This window comes from Aeromonas sp. Marseille-Q7275 (assembly GCF_965119515.1).
Genome location: NZ_CBCPLW010000001.1, coordinates 302,297 through 313,944, shown reverse-complemented (window position 1 = coordinate 313,944; position 11,648 = coordinate 302,297). Strand labels below are relative to the sequence as shown.

At 59.2% G+C, this 11,648-nt stretch carries 10 protein-coding genes, 1 tRNA gene, 1 pseudogene and 1 riboswitch; of the genes and pseudogenes, 6 read left to right on the top strand and 6 right to left on the bottom strand.

Annotation, left to right across the window (positions count from 1 at the left end):
* Positions 1–225 precede the first annotated feature (225 nt).
* Positions 226–2,031 (top strand): amidohydrolase, encoded by a 1,806-nt coding sequence (locus ACWPWQ_RS01460; RefSeq protein WP_454008830.1) that lies wholly within the window; start codon positions 226–228, stop codon positions 2,029–2,031.
* 107 nt (positions 2,032–2,138) lie between these two features.
* Here ACWPWQ_RS01460 and ACWPWQ_RS01455 read toward each other — a convergent pair.
* A tRNA-Ser gene (locus ACWPWQ_RS01455) sits at positions 2,139–2,228 on the bottom strand.
* Between the two features lie 369 nt (positions 2,229–2,597).
* On the opposite strand from ACWPWQ_RS01455, the gene ACWPWQ_RS01450 reads away from it, so the two are divergent.
* The 3 genes from ACWPWQ_RS01450 (at position 2,598) to ACWPWQ_RS01440 (ending at position 5,463) form a co-directional block, all read left to right on the top strand.
* Entirely contained in the window at positions 2,598–3,515 is a 918-nt protein-coding gene (locus ACWPWQ_RS01450) for a L,D-transpeptidase family protein (protein ID WP_139438264.1), read from the top strand.
* Positions 3,516–3,578: 63 nt separating this feature from the next.
* Positions 3,579–4,432 (top strand): IS5 family transposase gene (locus ACWPWQ_RS01445; RefSeq protein WP_454008829.1). Its coding sequence is split into 2 segments (ribosomal slippage): positions 3,579–3,921 and positions 3,921–4,432, totalling 855 coding nucleotides; the frame shifts between segments, so codons are not numbered across the junction.
* 32 nt (positions 4,433–4,464) lie between these two features.
* The gene (locus ACWPWQ_RS01440) at positions 4,465–5,463 is read left to right on the top strand and encodes a DUF481 domain-containing protein (protein WP_202046867.1); all 999 of its coding nucleotides are present in this window, start codon (positions 4,465–4,467) and stop codon (positions 5,461–5,463) included.
* Between the two features lie 60 nt (positions 5,464–5,523).
* Here ACWPWQ_RS01440 and ACWPWQ_RS01435 read toward each other — a convergent pair whose 3' ends face one another.
* The 3 genes and pseudogenes from ACWPWQ_RS01435 to ACWPWQ_RS01425 form a co-directional block, all read right to left on the bottom strand.
* Positions 5,524–6,246, bottom strand: a complete 723-nt coding sequence (locus tag ACWPWQ_RS01435; RefSeq protein ID WP_319918231.1) for a MaoC family dehydratase — start codon at positions 6,244–6,246, stop codon at positions 5,524–5,526.
* Between the two features lie 253 nt (positions 6,247–6,499).
* A pseudogene (gene rlmF, locus ACWPWQ_RS01430) lies at positions 6,500–7,446 on the bottom strand (23S rRNA (adenine(1618)-N(6))-methyltransferase RlmF).
* 151 nt (positions 7,447–7,597) lie between these two features.
* Complete coding sequence (locus tag ACWPWQ_RS01425; protein WP_162519271.1) at positions 7,598–8,086, bottom strand: C40 family peptidase; 489 nt, start codon at positions 8,084–8,086, stop codon at positions 7,598–7,600.
* 276 nt (positions 8,087–8,362) lie between these two features.
* Between ACWPWQ_RS01425 and ACWPWQ_RS01420 the strand changes: the two genes are divergently transcribed.
* Both ACWPWQ_RS01420 and ACWPWQ_RS01415 read left to right on the top strand, forming a co-directional pair.
* On the top strand, positions 8,363–9,085 hold the full coding sequence (locus ACWPWQ_RS01420) for a 4'-phosphopantetheinyl transferase family protein (RefSeq protein WP_454008828.1): 723 nt from the start codon (positions 8,363–8,365) through the stop codon (positions 9,083–9,085).
* Complete coding sequence (locus tag ACWPWQ_RS01415) at positions 9,082–9,930, top strand: tetratricopeptide repeat protein (RefSeq protein ID WP_454008827.1); 849 nt, start codon at positions 9,082–9,084, stop codon at positions 9,928–9,930. Before ACWPWQ_RS01420 ends, ACWPWQ_RS01415 begins: the two co-directional genes overlap by 4 nt.
* Positions 9,931–10,062: 132 nt before the next feature.
* Here the strand turns inward: ACWPWQ_RS01415 and ACWPWQ_RS01410 are convergent, their stop codons facing one another.
* Together ACWPWQ_RS01410 and ribB are read right to left on the bottom strand one after the other, a co-directional pair.
* Positions 10,063–10,305: an Lpp/OprI family alanine-zipper lipoprotein gene (locus tag ACWPWQ_RS01410; RefSeq protein ID WP_025327798.1), complete on the bottom strand. Its 243-nt coding sequence runs from the start codon at positions 10,303–10,305 to the stop codon at positions 10,063–10,065.
* Between the two features lie 223 nt (positions 10,306–10,528).
* Positions 10,529–11,182 carry a 3,4-dihydroxy-2-butanone-4-phosphate synthase gene (gene ribB, locus ACWPWQ_RS01405; protein WP_139438249.1) on the bottom strand — a complete coding sequence of 218 codons (654 nt, stop codon included), beginning with the start codon at positions 11,180–11,182 and terminating at the stop codon, positions 10,529–10,531.
* Between the two features lie 105 nt (positions 11,183–11,287).
* Positions 11,288–11,447: riboswitch (FMN riboswitch) on the bottom strand.
* Positions 11,448–11,648: the final 201 nt, after the last annotated feature.

Sequence of the window (11,648 nt, the reverse complement as noted above, 5' to 3'; positions counted from 1 at the left end):
TGTCACTGCGCAGACACGAGACACGACGGTGATCCCATGCTGGAGTGGCAAGGCCCGGGAAAAGAGGGCGCTCTGAACGGGTGTTAAGGCTCAGATGAATTTCCCTGCTGTGTCACATTTGAGCGGGGCATATCCTTGTATATTCAGCATATTCCCTTCACAACGCGCCTGATTGGGCAACTGCGGTGATCCATCCCAGCGACCTGTCGGCATGGAGCATGTCACATGAACATCACCCCTATCGCCATCGCATTGCTGGCGGCCAGTTCGGCCCATGCCGCCAGCCCAGCCAACCCCACCGCCCAGACTATTTATCTCGGTGGCGATATCGTTACCGTCAATGATGCGGCGCCGACGGCGCAGGCGCTGGCCATCAGGGATGGCCGCATTCTGGCGCTGGGCAGCGAGCGCGACATCCTCACGCTGCGAGATGGCGAAACCCGGGTAGTCGACCTGCAGGGCAAGACCCTGATCCCAGGCTTTATCGATGCCCATGGTCACGTGTTCAACACCGGGATCCAGGCGCTCTCCGCCAATCTGCTGGCCCCGCCGGATGGAGCAGTGACCAGCATTGCGACCCTGCAACAATCGCTGCGAAACTGGGTCGCCAAACCGCAAAACAGGGAGCACGGGATCATTCTGGGTTTCGGTTATGACGACTCCCAGCTCAAGGAGAGGCGCCACCCCACCCGTCAGGAGCTCGATGCCGTATCGCAGGATCTCCCGGTGCTCATCATTCATCAGTCCGGTCACCTCGCGACACTCAACAGCAAGGCACTGGCGCTGGCCGGGTTTGGGCCCGACAGCCAGGATCCGGAAGGGGGCAAGATCCGCCGTGAAGCGGACGGCAAGACCCCGGACGGCGTTCTGGAGGAGACCGCCTTCTTTGGCACCTTGCTGCCGATGTTCGCCAACTTGAATGACAGGGAAAACGAGGCGATTTTCAAGGCAGGCATGACACTCTATGCCAGCTTTGGTTACACCACGGCCCAGGAGGGGCGCGCCTCCACCTCAGCGGTCAAGACCATGTACCAGCTGGCCCAGAAAGCCAGGCTGCCCCTGGATGTCGCGGCCTATCCCGATATCCAGATAGCGCGGGATGTCATCGCCCCGCCCTACTACTCCAGCCACTACCTGAACGGGTTCCGGGTCGCGGGAGCCAAGCTCAACCTCGATGGCTCCCCTCAGGGCAAGACCGCCTGGCTGACCCAGCCCTATTTCGTTCCCCCTGCCGGGCAAAAGGCCGATTACAAGGGCTATCCCAGCATGAGCGACGAACAGGCCGCCCACTATATCGAACTGGCCCAGCGCAACGGCTGGCAACTGCTCACCCACGTCAACGGTGATGCGGCCATCGATCAGCTGATCAAGGGGATTGAGGCCAGCGAGAAGCAACATGGCAAACCGGATCGCGGCTTTGTTGCCATCCATGCCCAGACAGCCCGCAAGGATCAGGTCGCCTCGTTCCAGCGACTCGGCATCTTCCCCTCCTTCTTCCCGATGCATACCTTCTACTGGGGGGATTGGCACAGTGATTCCGTGCTCGGCAAGGAGCGGGCGCAGCATATCTCTCCCACCGGATGGGCCCGTGAACTGGGGATGATCTTCACCTCCCACCACGACTCCCCCGTGGCATTGCCTGATGCCATGCGGGTCTATTATGCGACCGTCAACCGGATCAGCCGTACCGGACGCCCCATCGGGCCGGATCAACGGGTCTCCGCTCTGGATGGACTGAAGGCCCAGACCCTGTGGGCGGCAACCCAATACAAGGAGGAGCACGACAAGGGTTCTCTGGAGGTCGGCAAGCTGGCAGACATGGTGGTGCTCTCGGCCAATCCGCTCAAGGTCAAGCCCGAGACTTTGGCCGATATCCGGATCGAAGAGACGATAAAGGAGGGGGTCTCCATCTACCGACGTGACGGGCAGAGCGCTCAGGAGTCGACCGCCTGCACGGATTCCACTCGCTGCAGCGCTGTCGCTACCACAGCCATGGTGGCCGCAGGCCTATTGCATCATCAGCCACACTAGGCAGGAGCATGGCCTGATGCTCAGATACGCTGGGCCATGGCTTGGCCAAGCCAGAGCAATAAATGCAAAAAGCCCGGTCGAGTCATCGACCGGGCTTTTTCAAAAGATGGCGGAGAGACAGGGATTCGAACCCTGGGTGGCATTGCTGCCACAATTGATTTCGAGTCAATCCCGTTCGGCCACTCCGGCATCTCTCCGCGGGCCCTCATATTGACCCAACCCGAGTCGGGAAATCAACGTAAATCTCGTTGCAGATCAGACGACTGGCTATTAAACCGTCAGCCTGTGGCGGCCCTCCCCTTGCCGGGCCCAGGCTGGCTTGCCGGCGTGCGACGCCAAGGTGTCAGACCTGGACCCAGAGCCGGCCACCCCGGCGCCGATCCAGGCTTATGCCCCTTTCCCCGACAAACCGGGGGCTGCGGGCCGAAAACTCCCCTCGACATGCCGCAATACGGCCCGGGAGAAGCACGGTCTGGCGCTGGTAATCCCCGGTCGATTGGTTGACAATCTCCGCTCATTTTTGGGGAGGGAAGCACTTCCCTCGAGAACTGCCGATAGGAAAAACCATGCGCAATATCCGTATCGTCTCACTGCTGCTGGCCGCTGCCAGCCTCTGGACCACACCGGCCTGGTCGATAACCTATCCGCTTCCACCGGCGGGCAGCCGTCTCATCGGTGAGCTGGAAGATTACATAGTCCAACCTGGCGATCATCTGGAGCTGGTCGGCAAACATACCCAGATTGGCTTTTTGGCGCTGCTCGAGGCAAATCCCGGGGTAGATCCCTATTTACCCACACCCGGCACCCGGCTGACACTGCCGACCCAGATGCTGCTGCCCGATGTGCCGCGGGAGGGCATCGTCATCAACCTGCCGGAGCTGCGCCTCTATTACTTCCCCAAGGACAAGGCGGAGGTGATGGTGCTGCCCATCGGCATAGGTGACATAGGCCGCGAGACGCCCGAGATGACCACCACAGTCATCGCGAAGAATCCGAACCCGACCTGGGTGCCAGGCCCCATGGTGCGCAAGTCCTGGCTGGAGCAAAAGGGCATAGATCTGCCGGCCGTGGTGCCCCCGGGCCCGGACAATCCCCTCGGCAAGTTCGCCATGCGCCTCGGCTATGGCAACAAGGACTACCTCATTCACGGCACCAACAAGGAGTTCGGGGTCGGTCTGCGGGTCAGCGCGGGCTGTATCCGGCTGCGCCCGGATGACATAGAGACCTTGTTCAGCCTGGTGCCTGTCGGTACCCGGGTGCAGGTGATCAACCAGCCGGTCAAGATGGCGGTCGAGCCCGATGGCCGCCGCTGGCTGGAGGTGCACTCCCCCCTCTCCCGCACCGAAGCGGAGATGGCCGAGGGGGCGCCCCTGGTGCTCTCCCCCGAGGTCGAGCAGTTTATCGCGGCCCCCGAGATAGACGGCGCCCGGGTGACGGCCCTGCTCGACCACAAGAACGGACTGCCCCGCCCCATCAGCGGCTAGGCTGTGTTCTTAAAGTGATGAAGATATAATCTCACATCTTCTCAACAGCTTAAGACCTATGTAGTGTCCCGTCGCTATCAGTTAACCGATGCACAATGGGGGCTTATCGAGCCCCTGTTTCCACATCACCGCATAAGCGGACGCCCTACTCGTGAGCCACGCCAAGTGCTTGATGGCATTCTCTGGATACTTCACACCGGTGCACCTTGGCGAGATCTGCCAGAACGTTTCGGCCCATGGAACTCGGTCTACAACTCCTTTCGACGTTGGCAAAGCACAGGCCGCATCGATGCCATCCTTGCGGCACTGCAACTGCATCTCAATGAAGAAGGGCTTATCGACTTCGACCTGTGGTGCATTGACGGCTCCAATGTCAGGGCATCCAAAGATGCTGCCGGAGCGCGTAAAAAAACACTCCGGTGAATCAAGCTCTTGGTCGCTCTCGTGGTGGTTTTGGCAGCAAAATTCACTTGGTCACTGATGGTAATGGTTTACCGCTGGGGTTCTGCCTTTCGCCGGGGCAATCAGCGGAAATCAGATATGCGACAAGTGCGTTGGCCATGGCAAGGATCCCGACTTCATCAGGCCGTTATCGCACGCGGCCAACGCATCTTGCCGCAGATAAGGCCTATAGCAGCAGGGCTCTGCGGGCAGAACTCCGGCGCAGAAAGATAAAAGCGGTTATCCCGCAACGCAGCGACCAGCAACGGCACCATAAGGGACGTCCACTGGTGTTAGACAAAGCTCGTTATCGTAGGAGAAATGTGGTCGAACGGTGCTTCGGATGGCTGAAGAAGTTTCGCCGATTCTCAACGAGGTATGAAAAGCTGGCGGGAAGTTTTGCAGCCTTTATCAAGCTGGCTTTCTGCCTTCGTTACTTACGGGAACTATTGGTGGAGAGAAAACCAGCATTTTGAGAACACAGCCTAAGATCCTCCCGGAGATCACCATGACGAGATGCGGCCTTCCCCTGCTGGCGCTCCTGTTGACCCTGCTGCCCGGCTCAGCCGCGATGGCGGACATACTGTGGATGCAGAACGGCGATCGCCTGACCGGTACCATAGAAGAGATCACGGACGATCAGATCCGCATCAAGCCATCCTACAGCAAGGCCCTGACCGTCCAGCGCCATGCCATCAAGCGCTGGCGCCTGGACAAGCAGGAGCAGCCAAAGCCGCTGACCAAGACGGGGATCCCCTTGCTGGACGCTCCTGACGAAGTGAATGCCTGGCTCCTGACCGGCACCAGCGATCTGAACATCAAGCTCAAGGAGAACACCAAGAAGACCAACAACGTCAACCTCAAGGTCTCCACCGAGCTGGCCAATCTGGACTGGCGTTACAGCCTGGATGGCGAGTACATCTACGAGACGGCGAACAACATCACCGACAGCCACGAATACAAGCTAAAACCCAAACTCGACTTCTTCTTCGACGATCACTGGTTCCTGAGCTCCTCCATTGACATCGACTACAACCTGATCGAAGCGGGCTACCTGGAGATTGACTATGCCTCAGGCCCCGGCTACCGCTTCTGGAATGACAAGCGGCGCCGCCTGGAGTTCATCACCCAGCTGGGTCTGGAGCGGGCCTATTTCAGGCCGGAGGTGTGGAGCAATTCGGACATTTTTGACGACAGGATTATCAATTACCCCTTCGTCAACCTGGGCTGGGACTACCGGCAACCTCTCACCTTCTGGGAGGAGAAGTTCGAGTTGTTCAGCAAGGGGAGCTATGAAAAGTTCGTCGATCAACCCTCCCCCTACCTGACCAGAAAACAGTCCGTCAGCGGCAGCCTGGGGCTCAGGTACTACTTCAACGATCACCTGCGTCTCTCCTGGTCGAGCGAGCTGGATTGGGACGATGTCTGGTTCGACTACCACGGCCTGGACATGGATGTGAGCGAGAAGGAGTGGCGCCACATCATCACCCTGGGCGCCAGCTTCTAGCCCCCAGAAACGACACAGGCCCACCGAAGTGGGCCTGTGTATCGCCGTGAGGGACGGGCGTCAGAAATAGATACGGGTGACCGACTCGATGACGCAACCAGGGCGGCGGATCCCCTCGATCTCTATCTTGATCTCCTTGAGCAACTCGATCCCCCCCTTGATGGGAGTGACTCGCGACAGCCTGGTACGGGCACGGATGTTGCTGTCCACCTTGATGGGATAAGGGAAGCGGACCTGCTCCAGACCGAAGTTCACCACCATGCGGGCGCTCGGGAATTCCGGCGTCGCCTCGTCCACCGAGCCGGTGAGCTGGGGCAGCAGGGCCAGGGTCAGGAAACCGTGGGCAATGGTGGTCTTGAATGGCGACTCGGCCGCCGCACGCTCGGGGTCGGTGTGGATCCACTGATGGTCACCGGTCACGGCCGCGAACTGATCGATCAACCCCTGATTTATCTGCAACCACTCACCCACATGGGTCTCTTCCCCGATCCGGGCCTGCAGCTCGGCGTAGAGGGTGGCGGCTTCGCCACTCAGCTCAACCGGGTTATCTTCGATCAGGGTCGGCTGACTGTTGACCGCCTGAGCCTGGGATGCGCGCTGCTGCCGCACCAGCGACTGGTCGGCCTGCAGATCCAGCACTCGACCCAGCAAAGGGTGAAGGTGTGCCTTTTGCTGAAACTCACGCCAGTAGTCACGGATCGCCGGAGAGAGCCAATCCTTGAGCTCAAAGGGGTGTTGCGCCAGGATTTCGCGCTTGTGCTTCAGAAAATCGACAACTTTCATGTACCGATCCCTATTCGATTCAAAGCCTGTAAAGAGGTCTAACCAGTCCCATTTTATGAAAGTTTCACAGGTAAGTACAAAAAAATCTCGGCGTACAACTGTACCGGGGATGAAAGTGGTCACTAACACCCAGGGAAAAACGGACAGGTATAAAGCGGAAAAACGATTGCAACGAGGGGAACGAGACGGAAAACCTCGAGGCTGACAAAGGGCGTGGTTCGGGGTGTTTTTGCTCTCAACACCCCCTTTTTCCTCAGCGGCCGGGAGCAGACCACCAGGCGGTTCGGCTCGCCTCGTCCAGGAAGCTCCAGGCCAGGATCCGGCTCACCTTGTTGCCCTGCGCCATGTCGATCACCCTGACATCCTGAGCCCCCACCCGAGCCAGCGCCTTTCGTGCGGCAGGCAGATTCTCCTTTTTCGACACCAGCGAGCTGAACCAGAGACACTGGCCGGCAAACTCCTTGCTCTGCTCTATCATGCCGGCCAGAAACGCCGCCTCGCCGCCCTCACACCAGAGCTCCGCCTTCTGTCCGCCGAAGTTGAGCACGGGAGCCCCCGTCAGCGCCTTGCCCTGGCCCTTGCCGAGATTGCGTAGCTTGCGCTCCGTCCCCTTGCTCGCCTCCGCCAGCGAGGCGTGGAACGGCGGGTTGCACAGGGTCAGGGCGAAGCGCTCCTTCGGCCCCAGGACGCCGCGAAAGATCTGCTTGGAGTTGTCCTGATGGCGGCACGCTATCTGGCTGCCCAAGCCATTGCTCGCCGCCAGCAGGGTCGCGGCCTTGACCGACACGGGATCGATGTCCGATCCCACGAAGCGCCAGCCATACTCACGGGCCCCCAGCAGGATAGATGCAGTTTGCCCCGGCCCCTATGTCCAGCACCCGCACCCCCTTGCCCCTTGGTACTTCCCCGCACTCGGCCAGCAGATCCGCCACGATGCAGGTAATCGACCCGGCCCGGGATGGGAGGGCAGAGGTAGCCCGGCGGCAGATCCCAGTGCTGGATGCCATAGTGCAACGCCAGTAGGGCCCGGTTGAGCGCCTTGACGGCGGCCGGATCGGCGAAATCCAGGGTCCGGGTGCCATGCTCGTTGACGAACACGAAAGGCAGCAGCTCGGGAGTGCGCTGACAGAGGGCGTCAAAATCGTAAGGGGTCTGATGACGATTGCGCGGGTGCAATCCGGATTTGTGCTGGGTCTTCATGCTGGGCCTGCCGAGGATCGAGGGGGCCACACTATAGAGAGTCGGCCAGGGAAAGTCTAAACGAGGGCCATAAAAAACCGGGCCTCTAGGAGCCCGGTTCAAGTGAGGTTGGAAAAACAGTCCGTACTGCGAGCCGTTTGTCCAGCCTGACTCAGATCTCGATCCGGCGTGCCTGCCAGAACTTGCTGCGCCAATAGGAGTTGTCGAGCTTGGAGCGGGTCACCCCGGCGCGGGTGGAGGCGTGGATGAATTCACCGTTGCCGACATAGATGCCCACATGATTGAGGCGGCGGTTGATCTTGAAGAAGACCAGATCCCCTTCCACCAGATCCTGCTTGGAAACGCGGGTGCCTTCATGAACCTGGGAGCGGGTATCGCGGGGCAATTCGATGCCGACGGCATTGCGGAACACTTCACGGGCGAAGGCGGAGCAATCTATGCCTCGCTGGCTGCTGCCCCCCATGCGGTAAGGGACGCCACGCCACTCTTTGTATACGGTCAGGATTTCGTTGACATCTGGTGTGGGTGAAACTTCAGGTTCAATCACGGGTTCCATCATGGAAACCTCGATCTTGCTCGCGACCTCGGGCTGGGGTGCAGAAGCACAACCCACCATTCCGAGCGCGACCAGCAGTAGCATCAGGTGGCGCAATCCTTTATCCCCGCAAATAGAGTGAAACTTGTTAAAATGCAGCCCGACAGGGCAATTTATAAGGCAACAGCACCCGACTATATCCAAGAATTCTATCGAGGCAAGCGAAAATCCCTATCGACCTCACATTTTTGCAAGGAAATGCACTGTTTTGCATGATTAATGTGATCATGGCCAAACAATATACAATCGCAAAAGTAGCGGTTTTGCCCTATCAAAACGGATCGTTATCGCTGTTTCGACCTCATTTTAAAGTGAAATATTATGCTCTATGCGGATCTCTATTTGTTAAAACCGGCGCTCATCGACGCCGAGCAGTTGATCGGGCTGCAAGCAGAGCTCTCGCCGGACGAATTTCGCCATTGGCACGAGATCCGCCAGCCTGGCCGCCAGCGTGAGTACCTGCTCGGCCGGATACTGTTGCGCCGCCTGCTGGCCGAGCGGCTTGGCTGTCCGCCCGATGCGCTGGTGTTTCGCACCAGCGAGCACGGCAAGCCCACCCTGATCAGCCATGACTGGCAGTTCAATCTCAGCCACAGCGGGGACTGGCTGGTACTCGCCCTCTGCCAGCAAGGCCCCCTCGGCGTGGATGTGGAGATGGGCTTGCGCCGGCGCCCCGTCCTGCCATTGGCCCAGCGTTTCTATGCTCCTGAGGAATATCAGTGGCTGCTTGCCCTGCCATCCCGGGAGCAGGCCTCGGCCTTCTATCGGCTCTGGTCACGCAAGGAGGCGGTGCTGAAAGCCCAGGGGGCCGGCATTGCCGCGGGGCTCGACAAGGTGCGCTTTGTACCGGAAGAGGGGTGGCGGCTGGACAACCGGCTCGATACCCGGAGCTATCAGGTGCTGGACTGGCATGTTGGCAGCGGCTGGCTGAGCCTCGCCGCCCCGACTCGCCAGATCAATGGCTACCTGCTGGATGAGCGCTTGAAATCCACGTCCCTGGACCCCATGTTGATCCACACCATTTTCCGAGAGTCAGCCTCATGATCGTCGACATCAATCCCCAGAACTTCCACGCCGAACTGATCGATGCGTCCATGAAAAAGCCGGTCGTCATCTATTTCCACGCCCCGCAGATGCCAGAATGCCAGGGCATGACCCCGCTGGTGGAGACCCTGGTCGGCCCGGCCAATCCCGCGGTCACCCTGGCCAAGGTCGACATGAACGATCCCCAGCTGCAACCCCTGGCCAGCCAGCTGGGTCTGCGCGCGCTGCCCGCTCTGGTGCTGTTCCATCAGGGGCGCCCGGACGAGCAGGCCATCCTGGAAGGGCCTCAAGATGAGGCCACCCTGCGCCAGTACTTCGCCGCCTTCTCCCCCAAGGAAGAGGAGCTGCTGCTCGAGAAGGGTCAGCAAGCCCTGGCTGAGGGTCAGGCAGATGTGGCCCATGCCCATCTCACCCAGGCCCACCGACTGGCCCCTGAGCGTCACGACATCAGCCTCTGGCTGGTGCAGGCCGCGCTGGATCTGGCTCTGCTGGATGAGGCTCAGGCCCTGCTCGCGACCATCCCCATGGTGGCGCAGGATGATCACTATCAGACCCTGAGTTCCCGCCTGGCCCTGGCGCTGCAAGCCAGCGACAGCCCGGAGCTGCGCGCCCTGGAGCAGCGTCACGCAGAGACACCGGACGACGACGCCCTCACCCAGGAGCTGGCGGTGCAGTACAGTCAGGTTGGCCGTCAGGAAGAAGCCCTGGCGTTGCTGTTCAACATTCTCAAGCGCGACATGGCGTTTGGCGATGCCAAGAAGATCTATCTCGATATTCTGACCACCATGGGAGCACACCCGGCGGCGCAGAGTTATCGCCGCAAGCTCTACAGCCTGCTTTATTGATCGATGAAGATATCAGGGGATGCCGAGCAATCGGCATTGCCTTGTTCAGGCAGGCAGTGCAGTAATAAGAGAAATGACGAATTTCAGGCAAAAAAAAATGGCGCATTGAAATGCGCCATTTTTTCGCATGGATTACTTCTTGTAGGAAGTAGCCATGTTGTCGATGCGCTGGTTAGCACGAGCTGCTTCTTGGTTAGCAGTTGCGATATCAGCAGCCATCTTGGATTGATCAGCACGAACTGCGCTAACATCTTGAGCCAGTTGGTCAACTTTGTTAGACAGATTCTGAACGGAAGTTTCCAGTTCGCTGGTGTTTGCACAACCGCCCAGCAGGGCAGACAGACCAACAACACCTACCAACAACATTTTCTTCATTTTTAAAGCTCCCTTTAACTCGCCAGACGTTTAGCAAGCGGCGTGATTATGGCACAAATAAATACGAGTTTGGATAGGCCCCATCACAGATAAATGCATTAAAACCCTCATTTTTTTTTAAACGCACACTTTTTGTGCAAATCTAAGTCAAAAACGAGTGCCCTGGATGAGGTTCGCACCAAGCGTAACCAAAAAATGCCCTTAATACAATTTCGTATGAAGCTTAAGCTGAACGTTCAGACAGCATTTGACGATATTGCACCAGATCTTCGATGGTCAGCACCGGCATCCGGTGCAGGCGACCGAAGGTCACCAGATCCGGCAACCTGGCCATGGACCCATCGGCCTTGGTCAGCTCGCACAACACCCCGTAAGGCTTGAGACCGGCCAGCTGCATCAGGTCCACCGTGGCTTCGGTATGACCGCGCCGGGTCAGCACGCCGCCGGTGCGGGCACGCAGCGGGAAGACATGGCCCGGGCGATGCAGATCAGAGGGTCGGGCGCCGTCGGCGATGGCGGCCTGGATGGTGGTGATGCGGTCGGCGGCGGAGACACCCGTGGTGACGCCCTGGGCCGCTTCTATGGTCACGGTGAAGGCGGTCTGATAATGGCTGGAGTTGGCCTCCACCATCATGGGCAGCTCGAGCTGGCGAACTCGCTCGTCGGTCAGGCAGAGGCAGACGATGCCGGAGCATTCGCGGATCATCATGGCCATCTGTTCATTGGTCATGGACTCGGCGGCGAAGATGAGGTCACCCTCGTTCTCCCGATCTTCATCATCGGCCACCAGCACACCTTGACCGGCACGCAATGCGGCCAGCGCGGCTTCGACGCGGGCAATGGGATCACCAAATTCACTGAGTAGAGACTGATTCATGGTAAGACTCCTAAACAAGACAAGGACCAGAATCAGGGCATGGAAAGGCAGACAGAGATAGGTATGCAGCAGCCGGCCCATAGGGAGCCAGGAGTGCAGTATCTGTCTTATCCTCTTTCATCCGGACTGTGACCGTCGGCTCCGGCATCTCACCGGATCTGCTGACCCCGCCCCCGGTTTCAAACCAGGGTCGGGCGCTCGCGGGCTCCCCGAGTCAGATCGGGATACCGCCGGTGGGGAATTTCACCCCGCCCTGAGAATAAGCGCAGACAGCCTAAAGAAAAAAAACCCAGGATACCAGCCCAAAACCCATCAAAGATGAATAGGATGCAGTGCACTGCCCCCCGCTGGCGACTTGCCACTCAGCTGCACGGCGCGCTGTCCTTTCTGATTTTGTTTATGGCATAGTGCCAGCAAAAACGTGCAGCCCGCGCAGACTCGGGCGCCAACACCACAAACGGAATCA